Origin of the sequence: Aquimarina litoralis, assembly GCF_019295435.1 — a bacterium.
GTDB lineage: Bacteria > Bacteroidota > Bacteroidia > Flavobacteriales > Flavobacteriaceae > Aquimarina > Aquimarina litoralis_A.
In genome coordinates, this window is the sequence record NZ_WEKL01000001.1 from 1 (window position 1) to 23602 (window position 23602).

At 32.3% G+C, this 23602-nt stretch carries 21 protein-coding genes; 15 read left to right on the plus strand and 6 right to left on the minus strand.

Annotated features, from left to right (window positions below; genetic code table 11):
• On the plus strand, positions 1–345 hold a 345-nt coding region (locus GBO31_RS00005; protein ID WP_219006245.1), incomplete at its 5' end, for a type IX secretion system membrane protein PorP/SprF.
• A gap of 489 nt (positions 346–834) precedes the next feature.
• Here GBO31_RS00005 and GBO31_RS00010 read toward each other — a convergent pair.
• A complete protein-coding gene (locus GBO31_RS00010) occupies positions 835–1233 on the minus strand; it encodes a DoxX family protein (RefSeq protein WP_219006246.1) in 399 nt (132 codons plus the stop codon).
• An 81-nt stretch (positions 1234–1314) separates the two neighbouring features.
• Positions 1315–2469, minus strand: coding sequence for an ATP-binding protein (locus tag GBO31_RS00015; protein ID WP_219006247.1), 1155 nt, complete (start codon positions 2467–2469; stop codon positions 1315–1317).
• A gap of 206 nt (positions 2470–2675) precedes the next feature.
• On the opposite strand from GBO31_RS00015, the gene GBO31_RS00020 reads away from it, so the two are divergent.
• Both GBO31_RS00020 and GBO31_RS00025 read left to right on the plus strand, forming a co-directional pair.
• A complete protein-coding gene (locus tag GBO31_RS00020) occupies positions 2676–3863 on the plus strand; it encodes a phosphoglycerate kinase (protein ID WP_219006248.1) in 1188 nt (395 codons plus the stop codon).
• A 219-nt stretch (positions 3864–4082) separates the two neighbouring features.
• Positions 4083–5705 carry a LysM peptidoglycan-binding domain-containing protein gene (locus tag GBO31_RS00025; RefSeq protein WP_219006249.1) on the plus strand — a complete coding sequence of 541 codons (1623 nt, stop codon included), beginning with the start codon at positions 4083–4085 and terminating at the stop codon, positions 5703–5705.
• Positions 5706–5789: 84 nt separating this feature from the next.
• Here GBO31_RS00025 and GBO31_RS00030 read toward each other — a convergent pair whose 3' ends face one another.
• Together GBO31_RS00030 and GBO31_RS00035 are read right to left on the minus strand one after the other, a co-directional pair.
• On the minus strand, positions 5790–6938 hold the full coding sequence (locus GBO31_RS00030; protein ID WP_219006250.1) for an NAD-dependent epimerase/dehydratase family protein: 1149 nt from the start codon (positions 6936–6938) through the stop codon (positions 5790–5792).
• A gap of 65 nt (positions 6939–7003) precedes the next feature.
• Positions 7004–8074, minus strand: coding sequence for a helix-turn-helix domain-containing protein (locus GBO31_RS00035; RefSeq protein ID WP_219006251.1), 1071 nt, complete (start codon positions 8072–8074; stop codon positions 7004–7006).
• Positions 8075–8323: 249 nt separating this feature from the next.
• Between GBO31_RS00035 and GBO31_RS00040 the strand changes: the two genes are divergently transcribed.
• Together GBO31_RS00040 and GBO31_RS00045 are read left to right on the plus strand one after the other, a co-directional pair.
• Positions 8324–9307: a DUF4837 family protein gene (locus tag GBO31_RS00040; protein WP_219006252.1), complete on the plus strand. Its 984-nt coding sequence runs from the start codon at positions 8324–8326 to the stop codon at positions 9305–9307.
• 45 nt (positions 9308–9352) lie between these two features.
• Positions 9353–11479: a Tex family protein gene (locus GBO31_RS00045; RefSeq protein WP_219006253.1), complete on the plus strand. Its 2127-nt coding sequence runs from the start codon at positions 9353–9355 to the stop codon at positions 11477–11479.
• 85 nt (positions 11480–11564) lie between these two features.
• Here GBO31_RS00045 and GBO31_RS00050 read toward each other — a convergent pair whose 3' ends face one another.
• Positions 11565–11906 (minus strand): hypothetical protein, encoded by a 342-nt coding sequence (locus tag GBO31_RS00050; protein ID WP_219006254.1) that lies wholly within the window; start codon positions 11904–11906, stop codon positions 11565–11567.
• Between the two features lie 499 nt (positions 11907–12405).
• Positions 12406–12597 (minus strand): twin-arginine translocase TatA/TatE family subunit, encoded by a 192-nt coding sequence (locus GBO31_RS00055; RefSeq protein ID WP_281422447.1) that lies wholly within the window; start codon positions 12595–12597, stop codon positions 12406–12408.
• Between the two features lie 211 nt (positions 12598–12808).
• On the opposite strand from GBO31_RS00055, the gene GBO31_RS00060 reads away from it, so the two are divergent.
• The 10 genes from GBO31_RS00060 (at position 12809) to GBO31_RS00105 (ending at position 23594) form a co-directional block, all read left to right on the plus strand.
• Positions 12809–13678, plus strand: a complete 870-nt coding sequence (locus GBO31_RS00060; protein WP_219006255.1) for a M23 family metallopeptidase — start codon at positions 12809–12811, stop codon at positions 13676–13678.
• Positions 13679–13687: 9 nt separating this feature from the next.
• Positions 13688–15187: a GH3 auxin-responsive promoter family protein gene (locus tag GBO31_RS00065; protein WP_219006256.1), complete on the plus strand. Its 1500-nt coding sequence runs from the start codon at positions 13688–13690 to the stop codon at positions 15185–15187.
• Positions 15188–15213: 26 nt separating this feature from the next.
• Positions 15214–16905, plus strand: a complete 1692-nt coding sequence (locus GBO31_RS00070; RefSeq protein ID WP_219006257.1) for a DUF6909 family protein — start codon at positions 15214–15216, stop codon at positions 16903–16905.
• The gene (locus tag GBO31_RS00075; protein WP_219006258.1) at positions 16906–17895 is read left to right on the plus strand and encodes a hypothetical protein; all 990 of its coding nucleotides are present in this window, start codon (positions 16906–16908) and stop codon (positions 17893–17895) included.
• 202 nt (positions 17896–18097) lie between these two features.
• Positions 18098–19150, plus strand: coding sequence for a hypothetical protein (locus GBO31_RS00080; protein ID WP_219006259.1), 1053 nt, complete (start codon positions 18098–18100; stop codon positions 19148–19150).
• Positions 19151–19169: 19 nt separating this feature from the next.
• Complete coding sequence (rfbB, locus tag GBO31_RS00085; protein ID WP_219006260.1) at positions 19170–20189, plus strand: dTDP-glucose 4,6-dehydratase; 1020 nt, start codon at positions 19170–19172, stop codon at positions 20187–20189.
• Positions 20186–21049, plus strand: a complete 864-nt coding sequence (gene rfbA, locus GBO31_RS00090) for a glucose-1-phosphate thymidylyltransferase RfbA (RefSeq protein ID WP_219006261.1) — start codon at positions 20186–20188, stop codon at positions 21047–21049. The genes rfbB and rfbA overlap by 4 nt, the downstream gene beginning before the upstream one ends.
• A 2-nt stretch (positions 21050–21051) precedes the next feature.
• Positions 21052–21597, plus strand: coding sequence for a dTDP-4-dehydrorhamnose 3,5-epimerase (gene rfbC, locus GBO31_RS00095; RefSeq protein ID WP_219006262.1), 546 nt, complete (start codon positions 21052–21054; stop codon positions 21595–21597).
• Positions 21594–22451, plus strand: a complete 858-nt coding sequence (gene rfbD, locus GBO31_RS00100) for a dTDP-4-dehydrorhamnose reductase (protein ID WP_219006263.1) — start codon at positions 21594–21596, stop codon at positions 22449–22451. The genes rfbC and rfbD overlap by 4 nt, the downstream gene beginning before the upstream one ends.
• Before the next feature lie 120 nt (positions 22452–22571).
• Complete coding sequence (locus GBO31_RS00105) at positions 22572–23594, plus strand: mannose-1-phosphate guanylyltransferase (protein ID WP_219006264.1); 1023 nt, start codon at positions 22572–22574, stop codon at positions 23592–23594.
• Positions 23595–23602 lie beyond the last annotated feature (8 nt).

Sequence of the window (23602 nt, forward strand, 5' to 3'; positions counted from 1 at the left end):
TTTTATGATCGTTTTAGTGACATTGAGGTTGAGCCTTCGGTGTTGTATCAGAGTTTTGCTGGAGATGGTAGGAGTACAGCAGATTTGAACTTGAAGGTTCGTAAATTACACCGTAGTGATTACTATTGGGCGGGAATTAGTTTACGCTCGTTAGTGGATCAGGATTTTAAGCCGTTATCGGTATCTCCAATGATTGGTATTAAGAAGTCTAATTTTTATGTAGCATATGGATATCAGGTGAACATCAATGAGGTTTTTGATGCGAGTAATGCAGCAGGTTCTCATATGATTACCTTAGGAATCGACTTCGGATGTAGACAAAGTAAGTGTGGATGTACTTATTAAAAACTGCTAAAAACGCTAACAAAGATATATCTATTTGCCTTAAACAAGACTTTTTGATTGTAGATAGAAACAACAACACTTGTTTTCCATACTCCAAAAATGAAAAATTAGATAGTGTTTGTTCTTTATAAAAAGACTTTGTCTTTATTCTTTCTTATGACTTCATAATTTGCAAACGTTGTTTATCACAATATTAGATATGTTTATCACAAAACTTCAACATAACTTAATTTAAAAGCCTCATTACTATATATTCGAGAGTGATTTTGGACATATTTTTTAATTAGAAAAGGTCAATTCTTGGGATAATACATATAATTTCTTTTTTGGTCCAAAAGCATCTCGTACTTAAAAAGTAACGAAAAACGAACCTACCTAATTTTAGGTGGGTTTGTTGTGATATAAAACGTATAAAAAGCTACATTTTTAAAAGATATCAATCAAAAATGAACAGAGGGAGCACTGCATAGGTGCTCTCTTTATTCTTTATTAAGAATGTACAACATATAGTCCAAAAACAGCTACGATAAAATAACAGGTTATCGTAAGTGCTCCTTGATAATCTTTTGCAACCCGTTGACCAAAAAGAAGCATCAATAGGGTGATACAAGCAGAGAACATGGCACCTGTTGCAAAAGCTGTATGATTATAAGCAATCAAATGATAAATACCCATTAGACATAATACTGCCGTAATAATTTCAATAAAAAGAACAGTGCCCAAAAGCAAAGGAACTATATTAGCTAAAAAAGTTGCGGAAAAATGTCCCTTTAGCCAACCTAGATTTCCTTTCCAATCAATCATTTTATCAATACCAGATTGTAAAAAAGTGATCAAAAGAAATAATAGAATAGTAATGGAAACAATGTGAGTCATAAAATTATCCATGAGTCTAATTTGTGTTTGAAATAAATGAGAAATCTAAAATCGTAATAAAAAGGGAAGAATAAAAAATAATATCCAAAAACCTTAAACTGGTTTTTTGTGTAGCAATCTCGTAAGTTTAATAGATAGGTCTGTTAAAATGATTTTAGCATTACCGTTTCTTTCTATATGATAAATAGCATTCTGAAGTTCTTCGCTGATATCCATGATATTAGCACCATGAATAAAAGGTGCAAATTTTTGAAGTTTAAAACCATTTGTTTTGGGTTCTAAAAAAACTAAATCTTCAGCACCATAATTTAATAATAAAGCTTGTCTAAAAAAATCAAGACAATAGTTTAAGAATTTCTTTTGAGTTTCTCTTCCAGCACCAGCTATAGATTCGCTCCATTTGATTAAATCGTTTACTGCAGATTTATTTCCTTTAGCTCTAAAAGCTGTTCGCACCCATTGTATAAACCAATCCTCAAATTGCTCATCGCCACCATCTTGATGTAATAGATGTAAGGCTTTGCTGTAATCACCATTCGCTTGGTGCGCAATTTTTAAAGCTTCACTATCAGAGATCTCTTCTGATGCTTTTAGCGCATCTTTAATTACTTGTTCTCCCAATGGTGGAAAATGTAACACCTGACATCGAGAACGAATGGTCTGTATGAGCTGTTCCTCTTGTTCCGTAATTAAAATAAAAACAGTTTTTTCAGGAGGCTCTTCTATTAACTTTAGTAATTTGTTTGAAGCGGCAATATTCATCTTATCAGCCATCCATATTAGCATGACTTTATATCCACCTTCGTAACTTTTTAAAGATAATTTTTTAACAACTTCCAATGCCTCATCCACACCTATTTGACCTTGTTTTTTTTCAATACCAAGTAAAACATACCAATCAAAGATGCTTCCATATGGAGTGTCTTTTACAAAAGATCTCCATTCTTCAGCAAAATGATTTGCGGTTGGATGCTTTTTGACTTTATCATTGGTAGCAACTGGATAGGCAAAATGCAAATCAGGATGAGCTAAATGATTAAATTTCACATTGCAAGCCTGGTTGCCACCAGTATTTTCTCCTTCTATGTTTTGACACAAAATATATTGGGCATAGGCAATCGCCATTGGTAAGGTACCACTACCACTTGGACCTACAAAAAGTTGAGCATGAGGAATACGACCTCTTTCTACACTAGTGGTTAGATAACTTTTGATATGGGTAAGCCCTAATATTTCTGAGAAAAGCATGAGGCAAATATAATTTAATAATGTTCAATATGTATGAATGATTTAGAGATATAAATTCAATGTGATTTTTTCATTGAAAAGCTTCTTTTAGCTAAAAATCGTTAAAAGTGGAAGTTTAAGGAAAAATTGAATCATTTTTTCCGGTTGTTTTCAATGTTTTTGAGGAAATAAAATTATTTTCGTTTGCGAAAAATCAATCCAATCCGATGAAGACAATACAAGATTTCAATTTTGAAAATAAAAAAGCATTAATTCGAGTAGATTTTAATGTTCCCCTAGACGAAAATTTTAAAGTAACTGATAATACTAGAATCCAAGCAGCTAAGCCAACTATTATTAAAGTTTTAGAAGATGGAGGAAGTGCTGTACTAATGTCACATTTAGGTCGTCCAAAAGGAGTTCAGGAAGAGTTTTCATTAAGCCATATCGTAGAGGAAGTAGCAGATGTTATCGGAGTACAAATTAAGTTTGCTGCAAACTGTGTAGGAGAGGAAGCTGAAGAGGCAATAGCACAGTTAAATCCAGGAGAAGTTCTATTATTAGAAAACCTTAGATTTCATAAAGAAGAAACATCTGGAGATACGGCTTTTGCTGAAGAATTGTCAAAATTAGGAGATATTTACGTAAATGATGCCTTTGGAACTGCTCATAGAGCCCATGCATCTACAACGATCGTAGCACAGTTTTTTCCAGAAAATAAGTGTTTTGGTAATTTATTGGCCAAAGAGATTCAAAGTATTGACAAAGTCCTAAAAAGTGGAGAAAAACCAGTAACTGCTGTTTTAGGTGGATCCAAAGTTTCTTCTAAAATAACAATCATTGAAAATATTTTGGATAAAGTAGATCACCTGATTATAGGAGGTGGAATGACTTATACTTTTATTAAAGCACAAGGAGGACAAATTGGAGATTCTATTTGCGAAGATGATAAACAAGAATTAGCATTAAATATTCTTAAGCAAGCAGAAGAAAAAGGTGTTCAAATACATTTACCAGTAGATGTAATTGGTGCAGATGCGTTTGATAATGGTGCAAATACCAAGGCGATGAGTGTGGATGCTATTCCTGATGGATGGCAAGGATTAGATGCTGGACCAGAAACCTTAAAAAACTTTCATCAGGTTATTTTAGAGTCTAAAACAATCCTATGGAATGGACCATTAGGTGTTTTTGAAATGGAAAACTTTGCAAATGGAACCATTGCTTTAGGACATTCGATTGCTGAAGCAACAGAAAATGGAGCTTTCTCATTAGTAGGAGGTGGTGATTCAGTTGCAGCGGTAAAACAATTTGGGTTTGGTAATAAAGTAAGTTATGTTTCTACAGGAGGAGGAGCGATGTTGGAAAGTTTAGAAGGAAAAACACTTCCAGGTATCGCTGCCATAGGAAATTAACAAAAGAGATAAATTTCTGTAAGAAAAGTCTTAATAAACACAAAAGTTATTAAAAATCAGTCATTTCGACTGATTTTTTTGTGTTTTTAACTTGTTGATTTTTTGGATTTTAGAAAAAAAATACGATTTTCGCAGCAGTGTTGTTAATAACTTATACAAACATTATATAAATCGCTCCAAAATACACGTTAGTTGGAGTACTAGTAAACAATATTCGAAATGATTAAAAATTGTTGGTTATACCTTAGTTTTCTTTCTTGTTTGGTTTCTCTGTATGGTCAGGATACGATTCCATCATCAAATTCAAAAGCCTCCAGAACATTAAAACTAGATAAAGAACTAACAGTTAAAAAAGATACAGTTCGTGTAATAGACACTATACAAACTACTAGTACTGTAGGTGAGTTACAAACAACCACTTTTACCAAAACTAGTGTAAAGGATAGTGTAGTGTATGCTATCGAAGACCATCCACAGTTAGCAAAATTAGATTCGATCTGGAAACAAGAATTATATAATTCAAGTCTTTTTGATACTATTTATAAATCGGTTACGGAGTTAACGTATGAACCTGTAGAGTATGTAGATCTTCCAACAGATACATTAAAGGCCAGATTAGCCGAATTAAACGCCCGTACTCCATTTAATGTAGAATATAATCCTTCTTTAGAGAGTGTAATAAAAAGATATCTTAAGAATAGACATGAACATTTGGAAAGACTCATGGCGTTGAGTGAATTTTATTTCCCATTATTCGAACAAGAGTTAGATAATCAAAACATTCCCTTAGAGATTAAGTATTTGGCGATAGTGGAGTCTGCCCTAAAACCAAGAGCAAAATCTCGAGTAGGCGCAACAGGACTATGGCAGTTCATGTTTGGAACAGGTAAGATGTTTGGCCTAGAAGTGAGTTCATATGTTGACGAACGTATGGATCCTATTATGGCTACACAAGCGGCATGTAAATATTTGGCTAGCTTATATCGAGTGTTTGGTGATTGGGATTTGGCATTAGCATCGTATAATTCAGGACCTGGAAATGTAACCAAAGCGATTAGAAGAAGTGGAGGATATACCAATTATTGGAATATTAGACATAATTTACCAAGAGAAACAGCAGGATATCTACCAGCATTTCTAGCAACTATGTATATTTTCGAATATGCCGAAGAACATGGATTTAAACCTAGAAAACCGGAGTTTGCCTATTTTGAAACAGATACAATTAAGGTAAAACAAATGATTACCTTGGATCAGGTTTCTGAAGTTATGGATATCGATATCGAAGAACTACAGTTTTTAAACCCTTCTTATAAATTAGATATTATACCACATATAAAGGATGAAAATTATGTCTTAAGATTACCATTAGATCAAGTAGGTAAATTTGTATCTAATGAGGATCAGATATATGCATTAGCACAAGAAGAGTTCAATAAACGAGAAAAGCCACTTCCAAAGTTTTTCGAAGCCAATGATCGTATCAGATATCGAGTACGTAGTGGAGATTATTTAGGAAGAATTGCTCGTAGATATGGAGTTCGTGTTAGTCAGATTAAACGATGGAACGGGCTAAGAAGCAATAACCTAAGAATTGGGCAGCGATTAACTATTTATCCTAGAAGACCTGTCATAGACAGGCCTAAAAAAAGTACTTCTAAGAAAGCTGTTGCAAGTACTAATCCTGGAAACTCTGAAACGTATACCGTGAAATCAGGAGATACCTTATGGAGCATTTCTCAGAAGTTCAAGGGCGTGACTATCGAAAACCTAAAAAGCTGGAACAATATCAGCGGAACTGGAATAAAACCAGGCATGAAATTGAAGTTGTCTAAATCGTAAATAAAATTCGTTTCATCTATATTCCTTAGTATAGCATTAATCTATGTTTTAGTACTTTATTAATGACCATTGCTTAATAGGCGATTAGGATCTAGAGAACCATTTTTTTAAAACTTCCTTTTCTTTGTTTTCAGAATAACATTTGAGTTGTTTCCCGTTTACAATTTCTCCAAATCGAATATCATCTTTGGGATATCTACTTTTATAACCATTTAGCTGATCTGTTACAATTTCTACCATAGAACGATTTATAAGACCTGCATTTGTTGCCCTTTGTATATTGAAATAATAAAAACCTACTCGATCTTCTCTCCATAATGGCATAGTTTTATACGGAAGAATACCATTTTTAATTAGAAAATCTCCGTCAACCCAATGTAGTTTTTTAGGCATATTCGTTGCAAAAACAAGTGCAGATACAAAATCTTTGAAGGGTATAGGATGCGTAGCGACATTGTAAGAACCATGTATTTTTGACTCGGAACAATGAATGACAAAATCAGCAAGACTTTGTGCATCCGTGATTTGGATGTGGTGGTTTTCTACATTTGGCAATAATATTTCTCCACCTCTATAAAACCGTATAGGCCAGAAAGGTTCAGAATCTGGATTGCCAGGACGATTAACCCTGAAACTTTTTATGCCATGCGATCTGTAAATAGTAAAATTATCAATACGTGCTCTAATGGCTTCTTCTGCCAATGTTTTTCTGATAGCATACCTGAAATCCTCAGATATCGTATTAGGGAATTTTGGAAGAGGATTTAAGGGCTCATCTTCTGTGATAAACTTCTTATCCCATTTATCATACACAGAAATAGTTGATATGTAATGATAATGTCCAAATCGACCTTTGAATTCATCGAGAAAATCAGCAACTGCTTTCGGAGATTTTTGCCAAGTGTCTACAACATAATCCCAATAGGTTTCTTTATACTCTTTTTCTATTGCCTTAAGGCCTTGTTTATGCTCTTTTTCTCTATCACAAATAATAATCGGCAAGTCTTTAAAAAGATTAGGGTTTGTTTTTCCTCTGTTTAAAAGCGTTACTTGGTGACCAGATGCTAAGAATGATTTTACTATGGTAGGTCCTAGAAAACCTCTTCCGCCCAAAATAAGAACTTTTTTAGGAGTTGAACTAGTAGGTATTCCGAAACCTAAAGTTTCTAAAGGATTAAGCAAAGTACATAAAGAAGCAGCACTAACGGTTTTAATAAAGTCTCTTTTATTCATGATCATGTATAATATTTAATGAGCATAAAAATGAAGACTAATAAGCAAACAAAGGAACCCCTTAATTAATTACTACCTATTTCTTTTTTAAACTGACCAGGAGTTTTACCGGTATGTTTTTTAAAATGATGAAAAAATGCTGATTTAGAATTAAAACCACATTCATAACCCAAGCCTTCCAAAGTAAGGTTTAGTTTATCTCCTTCTTTAATTCGAGATATAGCTCGATTGATTCTTTTAGAATTTACCAAATCATAAAAAGTAGTATTCATATCTGAATTTATGATCTGAGAAAGATGATGTTTAGGAATTTGTAAAGCCTTTGATAATACAGCTAGAGAAAAATCAGATTGTAAGTATTCCTCATTTTCCTGAAAGTATTGGTTGATATGAGATATAGCTATGGAAATCTTATCTTTTTTTAATGGACTGTACTTATATTTTTTTTCTTCAGCCGTTTGAATATATATTTCCGGCTTGTATACTGTTCCATATTTTAATCCATAAAAACCAATGACCGTTACCAAAATTACGTAGCGCAGTACATCCAAAAACTCAAAATAGGATACACCAACCATTAGTTCTGTGATAAGTCGAATAATGCTTACCCCAACGCTAATTAAAAAGAGAATAGCTATGGTTTTAATCCAGAAAGAAGCTAAAATTCGATCATCTGCAATAGTTGATTTAAAAAAACGAAGCCGTTTATGATAATGATAAAGTATATAAATCGGGTAAAAAATCAATGAAGCCAGTTTAGGAAAAAGGATCAGTAGCTCCCAAGAAACGTCATGAATATCTTCTACAAAAAGACTGAAAGTAAAGAAAACAGTAAATGGTAAAAAGTGTAAAAAATCAATAGTAATGATCTTCCCGTTGGTAATTGCTTTTGTATAAAGAAAGAAAAAAGGACCATGTAAAAAGCTAATGGTCATTATGAACACATCTATAAATGTAATAGGATAAATTTTATGACCTATTCCAAGCAACAAATGAATGGCAAATATCAAAAACCATGTAATCAAGATCCAGTCAGATTGTTGTTGTCGTTTTTTTAACGCAATCAACAATGAAAACAGTGTGCTCTGTATCACACCAATCCCCGAAATTATTGTTAAAGTGCTAGATGCAAGCATATGATATTTGACAAATAGATGGATGTTGTGTGTTTAAAAATAAACATTTTAAAATAGCCTATATAAGCATAGTATAAGAATCATTGTTATACTTGATTTACAATAAATAGGTATGGAACTTATATATTAAAGTTTATTACTATCCACTTCATACTACATTGGAATGGTTTATGATGTTATAACCAGAACTATTTCGGTTATCTGGATAGTATTTTTTTAATATTAGCATATCCCAAGTATATTTGTATCATGAAAAAACTAGCGCTTATTATTGTATCAGCTTTATGCCTTTTTAGCTGTAAAGAAACGAAAAAAGATTCTTCAGAAAAGATAAACGGTTCTCTGGCACAATCTATTGGTAAAATAAATGAACTAGCCGTTGTAATTGATAATGAACAATGGACAGGAAGTTTAGGAGATACGATACGTAAGTATTTTGGAGCTGAAGTTCCAGGTCTCCCACAAGAAGAGCCGCAGTTTTCTATGAGACAAATTCCTACGGAAGCGTTTACAGGATTATCCAGAAGATATAGGTTGTTTGTAAAAATACAGCAAGGAGAGGAATCAAAAGTGTATCGTGCTAATAATAAATATGCCACTCCACAATTAGGTTACGTGATCACAGGAACAAGTGATGAAGATATTTATAAATTAATTAGAGAAAGATCTGCAGATATTATCTCGAAATATAAGAAGGTAGAAACAAAAGAGAAGCAATATAGAATAGCTAAATCTTTGGAATATATTCCTCAATTAAAAGAAAAAATGGGGATTACATTAAAGATGCCTTCTGCATATAGAATAGCTAAAGAAGAAGATAAATTCTTTTGGTTACGTAAAGATGTAACCAATGGAGACATGAATTTGATGATCTATGAATTACCAATAGGAACAGTGCCTAAAGATTCTAATACTGTTGCTAAGATTATAAAAATAAGGGACTCAGTAGGAATGCTTAAAATACCTACAAATTCTGGTAAGTTTATTACTGAAAAAGCGTATGCTCCATATCTCTATGAAACTAGTCTTGATGACAAGTTTACCTTTGAGACAAAAGGAACTTGGGAAATTAAAGACCGATATATGGCAGGACCTTTTGTAAACTATGTAATTGACGATATCCCTAATAATAGACAAGTTGTAATCGAAGGTTTTGTATTAGCTCCATCAGTGAGAAAAAGAAACTATATGTTCGAGTTAGAAGCTATTATTAAGAGTATCAAATTTGAATAAAAATAGGTAATTTTATAATATATTTAGCGGTTCAAAATGTAACCCATGAATATTGTTTCCTATATTTCGAAACAGGTACCTGTTTCTGAAAAGCAAATTACCAAAACCATCGAATTATTAAACGATGGATCTACAATTCCCTTTATTTCTAGATATCGTAAAGAGGCAACAGGAAATCTTGATGAGGTAGAAATTGGTGAAATAGTAAAGCATAAAACTGCCTTTGAAGCACTTCAAAAACGAAAAGAAAGCGTTTTAGCATCGATAAAAGAGCAAGATGCACTTACTCCAGAATTACAAAAACGTATAGAAGCAGCTCAAACGCTTTCCGAAGTTGAGGATTTATATCTTCCGTATAAGAAAAAACGAAAGACCAAGGCATCTGTAGCCAAAGAACAAGGGTTAGAGCCATTGGCCAAAGTGATTATGCAACAGCGAGAAGAAGAACTTCTGTATGTTGCATCACAATATCTAAATGACACCATTATTAATGAAGAACTTGCATTACAAGGAGCTAGAGATATTATAGCAGAGTGGGTCAATGAAGATGAAAAAGTAAGAAATAGGTTAAGAAGACTTTTTCAACGACGTGCATCCATAGCTTCATCAGTTATTAAAACTAAAAAAGACGAAGAAGAAGCTCAGAAGTATCAACAATATTTTGATTGGGAAGAACCGCTTCACAAATGTCCTTCGCATAGATTATTGGCCATATTACGTGCAGAAAATGAAAAGATTGTACGAGTTAAAATTTCAGTTTCAGAAAATGACGCTTTAGACATTATCGATGATGTTATGATAAAATCTAATGTAGAAGCATGCACCGATCAGATGTTTTTGGCGATTGCTGATGCCTATAAGAGATTATTAACACCTGCAATTTCTACGGAAGTATTAAATCAAGCAAAAGAAAAAGCGGATGATAATGCGATTAAAGTATTTGCTCAGAATTTAAAGCAATTATTATTAGCTTCTCCATTAGGACAGAAACGAATACTAGCATTAGATCCAGGTTTTAAATCTGGCTGTAAAGTAGTTTGTCTGGATCAACAGGGGGATTTACTTCATAATGAAAACATTTATCCGCATCCTCCGCAACGCGAAACCACAAATGCGATTAAAAAGATAAAGTCTTTAGTAAACGCATATAAAATTGAAGCAATCGCAATAGGAAATGGTACAGCTGCCAGAGAAACTGAATCATTTATCAAGAAAATTCCTTTTGAAAATCAAATTCAGGTATTTATGGTGAATGAAAGTGGAGCCTCAGTATATTCTGCTTCTAAAATAGCGAGAGCAGAGTTTCCTAATTACGATGTTACGGTAAGAGGAGCAGTTTCAATTGGAAGACGTTTGGCAGACCCATTAGCAGAACTGGTAAAGATTGACCCAAAAGCAATTGGAGTAGGGCAGTATCAGCATGATGTAGATCAAACAAAACTCAAAAATGAATTGGATACTGTAGTGATGAGTTGCGTAAATAGTGTTGGGATTAATGTAAACACGGCAAGCGCACCTTTATTGAGCTATGTATCTGGAATAGGTGAAAAATTAGCAGAAAATATTGTTAATTATAGATTCGAAAATGGAGCCCTACAATCCAGAGAAGAATTAAAAAAGGTTCCCAGACTAGGAGGAAAAGCTTATGAACAAGCAGCAGCATTTTTAAGAATTACAGAACCTACCCATCCCTTAGACAACTCTGCAGTGCACCCGGAGCGATATAAATTAGTTGCTAAAATGGCAAAAGATGTTGGAGTACCATTACAAGAGCTAATCGGGAACAAGGCGGCAATCTCCAAAATTCAGTTGAGAGAATATACTTCAGAAGATGTTGGGTTACCTACTTTAACGGATATTATTAAGGAATTAGAAAAACCAGGAGTAGACCCGAGAAAAAAAGCTACTATTTTTGAGTTTGATCCGAATGTAAAAACAATTAACGACCTCAAAACGGGGATGAAATTACCAGGAATCGTAAATAATATTACAAATTTTGGTTGTTTCGTGGATATAGGAATAAAAGAAAGTGGCTTAATACATATCTCTAAACTAGCAAATGAGTACATAAGTGATGTAAATGCTGTAGTGCAATTAAATCAACAACTGATGGTAACTGTACTTGATATAGATTTAAGCAGAAAAAGAATTCAACTCTCTTTAGTGGATTAGCACATAGTTTGATTGTAAGAATGGGCCAAAAAAAACTCCTTTCGTTTAGAAAGGAGTACAAACTATATTTTTTATGTGATTTTTATTATGGCAATAAGCTTGCTACTGCTTTATTGTCAGTGATTCTTGTGTTTTGTTCTTTATTGATAACGTTTGTTAAACGTGTTGTCTTTTTAGTATCTGTGGTAAAACCGTTTTTTTCTAGTAAAAGATTATAGAAATCTTCTTTAGTAGTGTTTGTAACTTCTTTTTTATCTTCTTTAATAGTGATATCAAAATTGTTTGCTTTGATTAATGCTTTATAAAAATCTGTTTTAGAAGATTTTACAGTAACAGTAGTAGCGTTAGCTTCAGCTTGAACAGTTTCTTGTGCTGAAATTGTTGTAAAAGAAAATAAAATTGCGATTGTAAAAAATATAGTTTTCATAGTTTGGGGCTTTATGAAGTTACTTGTTTGATTTACTCAAAGTTAAGACGAAAAAAGAGTGCTACAAAACATATCAGAAACTTTTAGATAAAGTGGTTTTTTAATTCGATGAAATACACAAATTTTATGGTTTTACCGTAAAATAAAAACGTTTTTTATCCTAATTTTCTGATAATCAAAGCTATTTTTTTGATCAAATAAACCATTAATTTCGTTGAAAAGAACAGTATTGTAGGTGTTCGGCTAATTAATAAATCATTAACAATTGTAATTTTTGGACTACCAAATTCTAAATTAAATAACGATATAAGGTTTTACTAGAATATGGTTAGCTAAAGTTTCATAAGCTAAAGAAAACAGATCTTTCTATCAAAGAATTAATAATGTTACATATATAATGTGCGCGAGAACTAACACTTTTATAAACGTAAAACGTTACCCAATAAAAAATGCCTAACTTAAAAGCTAGGCATTTTGTATGATACATAGTTTATAAAAACTATTTCTTTTCTTCAATCTTATTAGGATCTTCATCTTCTTTGGAAGCATCTTTAAATTCTTTGATACCGCTTCCAAGTCCTCTCATCAATTCTGGAATTTTTTTACCTCCGAATAAAAGTAAAACCGCAGCAACAATCAATGCAATTTGCCAAGGCCCTAACATTCCTAAAAATATACTTAATGATATCATGGTTCTTAAATTTAGAATACAAAGTTAATAAGATTTACATAAAAACGATCTTTTTAAAGCATGAAAAGATAGTTTTAAGAGAATATTCACACCTTATAACCGTATGATTCGCTTTTAGATAACATTTTAATATAAGTTTTAGCATTTTATCCGTTAACAGAATATGTATATTTGCGTTATGAGTGGGATTACTCAGATACTAGATTAACCTATGGCTAAAAAGAAAAAAGAACAAAAGAGAATCACCAAGAAGTTACTAAACAAATACAGATTAGTAATTCTTAATGAAGATACTTTTGAAGAAAGAATATCTTTTAAATTGACCAGGTTAAATGTTTTTGTGCTGGTTACCATCACATCGATTATTTTAATTTCTTGTACGACTATTTTAATTGCTTTTACACCGCTTAGAGAATATATTCCAGGATATTCTTCTACTTCACTTAACCAAAAAGCTACAAGACTAGTTTCTACAGCAGATTCTTTAGAAACAGTACTTGCTGTAAATCAGAAATATTATAATTCGATTAAAAAAGTACTTACAGGAGATGTAAAAACAGTAGAGTTTGATATTGATTCTGCCGTTCAATCCCAAAAGTTGAATCCTGATGAGGTGGATTTGAATCCATCAGAGCAAGATATGCAACTTAGAGAAGAGGTTTCACGAGAAGATAAGTATAGCTTGTTTGAAAGCGAAAAATCTAGTACAGATTTTTCACTATTTCCTCCTGTAAATGGTAGCATTACATCTGGATATGACGTAAACGAAAAACACTATGCGGTAGATATAGCGGTTCCTAAGGATACTCCAATAAAAGCAGCAGCAGCAGGAACAGTAATTTTTGCAGAGTGGACTGCGGAAACGGGCCATGTAATCATTTTAGAACACGGAAATGATTTACTTACTGTATATAAGCACAACGCATCGCTAACAAAAGAACAAGGTGAGGTAGTAAAAGCAGGAGAAGTTATTGCTACAGCAGGATCCACAGGAGAACTATCTACAGGGCCTCATTTACACTTTGAATTATGGAGAGATGGATATCCTACAGATCCATCAAAATTTATTGATTTTGAATAATAAGATACAATGTCTATTAAATCATTAGGGGCAAAGATTTTTGCAAAACGCATTCGTAAAAAGATAGATAAATGGGCCAATAATCCTGTAGAGACTCAGAACAGAGTTTTTAAAGAATTATTGAAATCCGCAAGCACTACTGTTTTTGGAAAGGATCACAATTTTGATAATATTCATACGCACGCTGACTTTGTAAAGGAAGTTCCTGTTAGAGATTATGAACAGTTACGTCCTTATGTAGAGCGTGTAGTAGAAGGAGAAAGTAATGTGTTGTGGCGGGGAAAACCTATTTATTTTGCCAAGACTTCAGGTACGACAAGTGGAGTAAAATATATCCCGTTAACAGCTGATTCTATGCCTACACATATTAAAGCTGCTAGGAATGCTATTCTATGTTACATCGCTGAAAGTGGAAAAGCTTCTTTTGTGAATGGAAAAATGATATTTCTTCAAGGAAGTCCAGAGTTGATAGAGAAAAATGGAATTAATTTAGGACGCCTTTCGGGTATTGTTGCGCACTATGTTCCAAAATACCTTCAAAAAAATAGACTTCCAAGTTGGGAGACAAATTGCATTGATGATTGGGAATCAAAAGTGGATGCAATAGTCGAAGAAACCGTAAATGAGGACATGACAATCATAAGTGGAATTCCTCCTTGGGTACAGATGTACTTTGAAAAATTAAAGAAAAAAACAGGGAAGTCGATCGGAGAACTTTTCAAGAACTTCGAACTCTTTATTTATGGAGGGGTAAATTTTGAACCCTACAGAGCAACTTTCGAAAAGTTAATAGGAAGAAAAGTCCCAAGCATAGAATTATATCCCGCTTCAGAAGGTTTTTTCGCCTTTCAAGACAAGCAGGAAGAAAAAGGAATGCTACTTCAATTAGATTCAGGAATGTTTTATGAGTTCATAAAAGCAGATGAGTTTTTTGAAGAACAACCAAAACGAATAACTGTAGCTGATGTAGAAATTGGTGTAAACTATGTAATGTTGATCTCTTCAAATGCTGGTTTATGGGCGTATAACATTGGAGATACCGTAATCTTTACAAGCACTGCACCATATAGGGTAATTGTTTCTGGAAGAATCAAACACTTTATTTCTGCTTTTGGAGAGCATGTGATCGGAAAAGAGGTCGAACAAGCCATGAAAGAAGCAACTGAAAAAACAGGCACGGTCATTAAAGAGTTTACAGTGGCACCTCAAATCAACCCCAATGATTCGGAATTACCATATCATGAATGGTTTGTTGAGTTCCAGGAAAGCCCTAATAATATGCAGGAATTTGAAATTCAAATAGACAATTCTTTGCGTAAGCAGAACACTTATTATGATGACTTGATTACAGGAAGTGTATTAAGGACATTAAAGGTAAGATCAGTTCCTAAAGATGGTTTTAATGAGTATATGAAATCTATTGGGAAACTTGGTGGGCAAAATAAACTTCCAAGACTTTCTAATGATAGAAAGATTGCTGATTCTCTATCGGTAGGTATAGGCAAATAAATTATATATTTGTTAGGAAAAATTTTATGGCAAATCTCAAAATTAAAGGAAGAACAAGAGCTCAAGAAAGTTCAAGCGCAATAGAACGCATGTACATTACTATGCGTCATCTATTTAATAGAGGTTTTTATAAGCCTATGGGTGTTTCTGGAGATACTTTAAGAGAAGGATTGCTAACACTTCGTCCAGAAATTTATGGTTCAGTAGCCGAAGAAAAAGTAGAGCTAGATGGACTGTTATACGTAATCGATCGCTTGCCAATCGGAATCGAAGAATGTCGCTATATTAATCTAACGAGTGAAGAGGGATATAAAAATTCCCATTTTAAGGCGATAGTTCCTCCTAAGCGAAGAAGAAATTGCTACAGAATTGATGAAGAGCAGATGAATATCGAGGTCACTCGCGGAAGATCAGAAATATATGATATTCTTACACACCTTACTTTTTTATTCATAGAATCTCATAAGATTATGAATCGAGTGGTAATTAATGAAGAAGGTAATGTTACTAGAGATTGGGACAAGTTAGAGAAAGCAGTTACTTCTAAAAAAGATCTTACAAAGGCCGAAAGAGAAGTTGTTCTCACACATACTGCAAACATATTGGGAAGAACTTTTCAAGAAGTTACCTCAATATATAGTAGTTTTTCTTGTCCAGAAAATAAAGAGCGATTTATACACATAATTTATTGGTTAGGTAAACTGGCTATCGAAGAATCTGTAAATGAAAATAAAAGGTTAGTAACGTTTACACCAGTATTAAGAGAGCGTTTAGGACATCACATTCATGGAGAGCGATGGGCAAATACTATAAAAAGTAAATTACAACAATTAGATGTAATAGATCGCCCCATACATATTATAAGTGCGAATATGCATAGTGTAATGAATACATTATATGCTCCATTGGCGCTTAAAACAGAACTGAAGAATAAGTCTACTTTTGATATTTATGAGTTACTAAGTCAGGATAAAAATGATAAGTTAAGAGCAAAAGTTGAAAAACTAGCACTTCAGAAAGGAATGACATTTTTGCAAGATGAAAGTGGGACAAATATTGATGTTCAAATTTTCGATACTGCAAAATATACAAACGGAGCTTTTGAAACAAACGTTTCAAAAAATGAAATTCATAACCAACCAGTTATCATAGTGATGGATTATGCTTTCGGTGAGCAAGCGTATGAAACAATGGATGAACTTTTAAAACCCTATGAGCAACCAAATGGCAGGAAGTATCTAAATGTAAAATCTGTTTCATTAATGGGGAAAGCTGGTATTCTTGAAGGAGGAAAAGGGGATATTATGATTCCTTCTGCTCATGTTTTTGAAGGAACTGCAGATAATTATCCTTTTGACAATGGATTGAAAAAAGAGGATTTAGAAGGTCATGGAATAGATATATTTGAAGGAGCCATGATTACAGTCTTAGGAACCTCATTGCAGAATAGAGATATTTTGAAGTTTTTTCACGAATCTACCTGGAATGTGATTGGGTTAGAGATGGAAGGAGCGCATTACCAAAAAGCTATTCAGTCTGCATCAAAATTAAGAGGAAGTATAAGCTCTGATGTAAAGGTGAATTATGCGTATTATGCATCTGATAATCCTTTAGAAACAGGAAGCACATTAGCATCTGGTGGATTAGGAACGACAGGAGTGAAACCTACATATTTGATAACTGAGAAAATTTTAGAGCAAATATTTAAGAAGTACTAAATGAGTATAGAGTCAGATACAGAAGAAGTTAATCTAAATTACATAGTTAAGAAACTTGAGAAAGGTTTTAAAAATCTATTAAGGGTTTGTCTTTCCATTGCTCGATTTTATAAAAAGAAATGGATACTATTCTTGGTTATAGTAATTGTAGGTTCGATAGGAGGATATATTTTGGACAGTAAATTTGGATATTCAAAAAAATACATTCAAGAAATAATTATTGAACCAAAGTATGATTCTAAAAAATATGTTTATGATTTCATAAATTCATTAAAAAGCAAAGTTAAGGAGCCATCATTCTTGAAAAAGGCAAATCTAGATAGTACTCTTGTAAAGAACCTAAGACTAGTTGAAATTAACCCCATCATAAGATCAGCTGATATTTTAGATAATTTGCATAAAAAATATGGAGGTAAAGAAGATTATCATGAAATTATTGAAAGTTATGATACTAAGGTTTTAGAAAAGGAAAAATATAAGAACTTTTACAAGTATCATAGATTAACTTTTGTTTTTAATACAAAGGATGAGAATAATTTAAAGTTGTCAAAAAACATTTTGAATTATATTCAATCTAATAATTATTTTCAAAAAATATTAAATCAAGAAATCAAACAGACTCAAAAAAACTTAAAGGAAAATAAAGAAACTTTAGCTTATATCAATGATTATTTGGAAAAGCTAAGCAAAGCTCCAAATGAAAATACCAATGATGTGATTATCGTTGGTGAAGAATCGGAACTACCTACAATTTCAAGCTTGTTAGCTAGAAAGCAGACACTATTGACTACCATAACTAAGTATGAGGACCTACTGATGCTAGATAATGAAGTATTTGATATGGTAGAAAGAGGAGAGATGATTACACGAAGTGCAGGTTTGTCGAAAAAAATGATAATAAGAGTACCTATAGCACTATTTCTTTTTGTGTCATTACTTTTTTTATTTCAAAAATTACCAAGTAGATTAATCGAATACATTAATAGTTAAAACTCAAATAACATTACCAAAAAGTAATGTATTAGTGGGAGAAGAGAGGTTTATAAGTTTGAACGATTTGGTCAATATTGGATTCTTGAATAGTGTATTTTTTTATGAAATATAATTAAGAACGCCGTTATGATGATAATTTATCAAAAGACATTACCTTTACCCTCGAATCATATTTTTGGCCTATAATACTTAAATCATAATGAGTAGTAATAAGGAAAACGCATCTGAAGAAATAGATCTAGGACAGTTATTTAGACTAATTGGGAATGTGTTTAATAAATTGTCTTTATTTATTATCAAGTTTTTCAAGGAGATATTTCATGCTATTGTTCTTCTTCTTTTATTCTTTCGGAATCATTTTTTGAAGTTTGTAATTGCGGGTGTTGTTGGACTAATACTTGGATGGATATTAGATGGTTCGACAAAATCGGCTTATCAATCTTCTATGATTGTTGAACCAAATTTTAATAGCGCACAACAGTTGTATAATAATATAGAGTTTTATAATGAACTTGCCGAAGAAGAAGATTTTAACAGCTTGGCAGCGGCTTTAAAAATTTCTAGTCAAGAAGCCAAAAGCATTAGAGAAGTATCTATTGAGGCCTTTACAGATGACAATCAAAAATTAAAACATTTTAGCGATTTTGTAACAACTTTAGATAGTATATCTAGAGCGAATTTAAGTTATAAAGATTATTTGCAGAACTTTAATAATATTAATGCAAAATTTCATAAAGTTACCATTGAGGCTATTGATTCAGAAGTTGCAAAGAAATGCCAAAACGCAATAGTAAGGTCTATTTCTAATAATGAATATTTTAAATTACAAAAGAGTACAAACGACCTTAACTTAAGATTAGATGATTCCATTGTTCGCAAACAGTTAGCAGAAGTGGATTCCTTGAAGTCATTTTATCAAAAATTAAAACTATTAGATATTCAGAAAGAACAGTCTGCAACAAATACAAGTATTAATTTAAGTTCTGAGAATAAGGATTTGGACAAATCTGAAATTGAATTGCTTAAAGAAGCAAAATCTTTAAGTAGAGAAATTCTTGAAATTAATAATAAAAAAGCAAACACTAAAGATATTATTAATGTTATATCGAATTTTCCTGATAGAGCTGCTGTGATTAATGATCTCTTTAGACAGAAGAAAGTATTATTGCCGATTTGTTTTATTGTAGTTGTATTATTATTCCTAGTTCTATTGGACTTAAATCGATATTTGAAAAATTACCAAAAAGTATAATCAAATTATATCATTTGTTTTGAAAAATTTATTAATAACAGGAGGAGCAGGATTTATTGGCTCAAATTTTGTTTGCTATTTACTTGAAAAATATCCAAAGACTCATATCGTTAATATTGACAAGTTAACATATGCAGGAAATACGGAAAATTTAGATGAAATTGGAAATTCGACAAATTATACTTTCATTGAGGGAGATATATGTGACAGGAAGCTTGTAGAAAAATTATTTCAAGAGTATAATTTTGACGGTGTTATTCATTTAGCAGCTGAATCTCATGTCGATAATTCAATTTCTAATCCAGATGAATTCATTAAAACAAACGTTTTTGGAACTTTTACATTGATTGATGTAGCTAGAGATTTTTGGATGGAAGCTCCGCACAATTATAAGCAAGATCGCGAAAACTGTCGTTTTCATCATGTGTCTACAGATGAGGTATATGGTACTCTTGGAGAAACAGGATTGTTCAAGGAAACCACTCCTTATGCTCCTAATAGCCCATATAGTGCCTCTAAAGCGTCGTCAGATTTTATAATTAGAAGTTATTTTCATACCTATGGAATGAACGTAGTTACTACAAATTGCTCCAATAATTATGGACCAAAACAGCATGATGAGAAGTTAATACCTACGATTATTAGAAAAGCAATTTCAGAAGAAAATATACCTATTTATGGAGATGGCAAAAATGTAAGAGATTGGTTATATGTCCTGGATCACTGTAAGGGTATTGAGTTAGTTTTTAGAAAAGGAGTTTCTGGTGAGACGTATAATATTGGAGGAAAAAATGAACGAAATAACAACTATATCGCAAAAAAGATTTGTGAATTGTTAGACAAAAAGATGCCAAGAAAAAGCGGTGGTTCTTATGAAGAATTGATTACTTATGTTAAGGACAGACCAGGACATGATTTAAGATATGCCATAGACGCATCTAAAATTGAAAATGAATTAGGATGGGAAGCCGAAGAAAATTTTGAAACGGGCATTGATAAAACAATAGATTGGTATTTAAAAAAATATAAGAACACATGAAAGGAATCGTTCTTGCAGGAGGTTCAGGTACAAGACTACACCCTCTAACTTTAGCAGTTAGTAAACAGCTTGTTCCCATTTATGATAAACCCATGATTTATTATCCTCTTTCAACTTTAATGTGGTCAGGAATAAGAGAGATTCTCATTATTTCTACACCACATGATCTTCCGTTGTTTAAAAAACTACTAGGAAACGGTGAAAAATTCGGATGTAGATTTGAGTATGCCGTACAAGAACACCCAAATGGATTGGCTGAAGCTTTTATTATAGGTGCAGATTTTATTGGAAATGACAAAGTCGCTTTGATCCTTGGAGACAATATTTTTTATGGAACGGGACTTTCAAAGCTTTTACAAGCTAATAACAATCCTGATGGGGGAATTATCTATGCATATCATGTGCATGATCCCGAAAGATATGGAGTAGTTGAATTTAATGATGACGGAAAAGTAATTTCCATAGAAGAAAAACCTCATAAACCAAAATCAAATTTTGCAGTACCAGGTATATATTTTTATGATAATGAAGTAATAGATATTGCAAAAAATATTAAGCCAAGTGATAGAGGAGAGCTTGAAATTACAGATGTAAATAGGGAATATCTAAAAAAAGGAAAGCTAAATGTAAGCATTCTGGACAGAGGCACTGCTTGGTTGGATACAGGAACTTTTAATTCGTTAATGCAAGCTTCTCAATTTGTTCAGGTTATCGAAGAAAGACAAGGACTAAAAATCGGTGCTATAGAAGAAGTTGCTTATAAAATGAATTATATATCAAAAGAAGAATTAAAGCAGTTGGCAATACCACTAATCAAAAGTGGTTATGGGAAACACCTAACTAGCATTTTAGAAGAATAGAGATGATTGCAACGGAAACTAAGCTAAAAGGATGTTTCGTTTTAGAGCCTTCAATTTTTGAAGATGAAAGAGGTTATTTTTTTGAAAGTTATAATCAAAAAAAATTTGAAGAATTAATTGGCCAAAAAGTCAATTTTGTACAAGATAATCAATCTTTTTCCGCTAAAGGAGTAATAAGAGCACTTCATTATCAAACAGGAGATTATGCCCAAGCAAAGTTGGTTAGAGTACTTAAAGGTAAAGTGTTAGATGTAGCGGTGGATCTGCGGAAAGATTCACCAACCTATAAAGAGTATATAGCTATCGAATTGTCTGATAATAATCAAAAACAATTGTTTATTCCTAGGGGGTTTGCACATGGTTTCGTTACTTTAAGTGATACAGCTATTTTTTTCTATAAGTGCGATAATTTTTATAATAAAGAAGCCGAAGGAGGTATTATTTTCAATGATGAAGAATTGAAAATAGATTGGAAAGTTAAGGAAGAAGAGATTATAGTTTCAGAAAAAGACATAATACTTCCAAATTTTAGAAACGCAAAATTATGATATCTATACTTGTTACAGGAGCAAATGGACAGTTGGGTTTATGTCTTAAAAAGGCATCAAAAAAAATAGAAAATTTTAATTTTAGCTTTAAAACATCATCAGAACTAGATATTACTAACGAGAAGAGTGTCGATACGCTTTTTAGTAGCAATAAATATGATTATGTCATAAATTGTGCAGCTTATACAAATGTTGAACAATCAGAAAAATCGACTGAGAAAGCTTTTTTTGTAAATGCAGAAGGAGTACATAATTTGGCAAAGGTTTGTAAAAACCAAGACATAACCCTTATTCATATTTCTACAGACTATGTTTTTGATGGAAACACAAGAACACCTTACTCCGAAAATCAAATTACCAATCCAATTAATGAATATGGGAGATCTAAGTTAAAAGGAGAGAAATATATTCAAGAAATTTTAGACAAACATTTTATTATCAGGACCTCGTGGTTGTATTCAGAATACAATAAGAATTTCTTCAAAACTATTTTAAACAAATCTGAAACAGAATCTAAGCTTACAATAACAACGGCAGAGAAGGGAACTCCAACTAATGCAAATGATCTTGCAGAATTCATCTTACACATTATTTCTTCCGGAAGCTTAAAATATGGAATCTATCACTTTAGTAACCTCGGTGAAGCAACATGGTATGATTTTGCTGAAGAAATCTTAAAATATATCAGTAAAGAAAAAAATATTGAATTACTGAAAACAGATAACTATCCTACCCTTGCCAAAAGACCTAATTATAGTGTTTTAAGTAAAGAAAAACTTATTAATTCATTTAGCTTTGACGTTTTAGATTGGAAAGAATCACTAAGAAAATTAATGCACATGATGCTCTTATAGTTTGCATTCAATGTGTCAGTTATAAATTATTCTTTACTAATCGGATCTGTGTCTGATACAGTCCAAATCAAAGACAAATAACACAAGTTATTTGAAGTTTATATTAAATCAATTATTCAAATGAATAAGATAATTAATGTAGTATTAAGTGGTGGTTCTGGAACTAGGCTTTGGCCACTTTCAAGAAAATCTAAACCCAAACAGTTTTTAAAAATATTTGATGACCAATCGTTATTTCAGCACACAATCAACAGAAATAAAAAGCTGGTAGATGATTTTTTATTAATTACCAATACCGAACAAATTGTTGAGGCAAATGAACAAATTAATGAAATTTCAGAAAACTTTTCGAACAAAGTTATAGAACCAATTGGACGAAATACGGCACCAGCAATTGCATTGACTGCACTTTGTTTAAATCCAAATGATATAATGTTTGTTACACCTTGTGATCATATGATCACAAATACAGATGTTTATAAAACTTGTTTAGATAGAGCGATACAATTGGCTAAAAAAAACTACTTAGTTACTTTTGGAATTAAGCCCACAGCTCCTGAAGTAGGCTTTGGTTACATAGAATATGATAAAGAAGAAGTTTTAAGCTTTCGAGAAAAACCAGATAAAAAAACAGCTGAGAAATTTCTAAATTCGGGAAGCTTTCTATGGAATAGTGGCATGTTTTGTTTTAAGGCTAAAACATATTTAGAAGAGTTAAAAAAACACAGAAAGGATATTTATCAAGCTTGTTTCAATGCTATTACTTCAGCTAAAGACGGCCTTATTAGTTTAGATAAAATGAAAACAATACCAGATGAAAGTGTTGATTATGCTGTTTTCGAAAAAAGTGACAAAATTAAAACCGTGCCCTCGGATTTTGGATGGACAGATCTAGGAACATTTGATTCGTTGATCGATTTTTTTCAAAATGAAGAAAGTGAAGTAAATGACATGGTTGAAATAGATGGGGTAGATTTAGAAAGTACTTATTACCTAGGTAATAAAAAAGTGTTTGGACTTGGAGTATCAAACATTACGGTTGTAGAAACAAATGATTGCATTGTTGTTTTGGGTAATGGAAAAAGCCAAGATGTCAAAAAGTTATATAAACTTGTGGAAGAAAAAAATAAATCACTCTTATAAATGTAATA

Bases quoted from the DNA above. Each gene is read 5' to 3' on its own strand.
- GBO31_RS00010 (WP_219006246.1), bottom strand. From the start codon at position 1,233: ATGGATAATTTTATGACTCACATTGTTTCCATTACTATTCTATTATTT.
- GBO31_RS00015 (WP_219006247.1), bottom strand. From the start codon at position 2,469: ATGCTTTTCTCAGAAATATTAGGGCTTACCCATATCAAAAGTTATCTA.
- GBO31_RS00020 (WP_219006248.1), top strand. From the start codon at position 2,676: ATGAAGACAATACAAGATTTCAATTTTGAAAATAAAAAAGCATTAATT.
- GBO31_RS00025 (WP_219006249.1), top strand. From the start codon at position 4,083: ATGATTAAAAATTGTTGGTTATACCTTAGTTTTCTTTCTTGTTTGGTT.
- GBO31_RS00030 (WP_219006250.1), bottom strand. From the start codon at position 6,938: ATGAATAAAAGAGACTTTATTAAAACCGTTAGTGCTGCTTCTTTATGT.
- GBO31_RS00035 (WP_219006251.1), bottom strand. From the start codon at position 8,074: ATGCTTGCATCTAGCACTTTAACAATAATTTCGGGGATTGGTGTGATA.
- GBO31_RS00040 (WP_219006252.1), top strand. From the start codon at position 8,324: ATGAAAAAACTAGCGCTTATTATTGTATCAGCTTTATGCCTTTTTAGC.
- GBO31_RS00045 (WP_219006253.1), top strand. From the start codon at position 9,353: ATGAATATTGTTTCCTATATTTCGAAACAGGTACCTGTTTCTGAAAAG.
- GBO31_RS00050 (WP_219006254.1), bottom strand. From the start codon at position 11,906: ATGAAAACTATATTTTTTACAATCGCAATTTTATTTTCTTTTACAACA.
- GBO31_RS00055 (WP_281422447.1), bottom strand. From the start codon at position 12,597: ATGATATCATTAAGTATATTTTTAGGAATGTTAGGGCCTTGGCAAATT.
- GBO31_RS00060 (WP_219006255.1), top strand. From the start codon at position 12,809: ATGGCTAAAAAGAAAAAAGAACAAAAGAGAATCACCAAGAAGTTACTA.
- GBO31_RS00065 (WP_219006256.1), top strand. From the start codon at position 13,688: ATGTCTATTAAATCATTAGGGGCAAAGATTTTTGCAAAACGCATTCGT.
- GBO31_RS00070 (WP_219006257.1), top strand. From the start codon at position 15,214: ATGGCAAATCTCAAAATTAAAGGAAGAACAAGAGCTCAAGAAAGTTCA.
- GBO31_RS00075 (WP_219006258.1), top strand. From the start codon at position 16,906: ATGAGTATAGAGTCAGATACAGAAGAAGTTAATCTAAATTACATAGTT.
- GBO31_RS00080 (WP_219006259.1), top strand. From the start codon at position 18,098: ATGAGTAGTAATAAGGAAAACGCATCTGAAGAAATAGATCTAGGACAG.
- rfbA (WP_219006261.1), top strand. From the start codon at position 20,186: ATGAAAGGAATCGTTCTTGCAGGAGGTTCAGGTACAAGACTACACCCT.
- rfbC (WP_219006262.1), top strand. From the start codon at position 21,052: ATGATTGCAACGGAAACTAAGCTAAAAGGATGTTTCGTTTTAGAGCCT.
- rfbD (WP_219006263.1), top strand. From the start codon at position 21,594: ATGATATCTATACTTGTTACAGGAGCAAATGGACAGTTGGGTTTATGT.
- GBO31_RS00105 (WP_219006264.1), top strand. From the start codon at position 22,572: ATGAATAAGATAATTAATGTAGTATTAAGTGGTGGTTCTGGAACTAGG.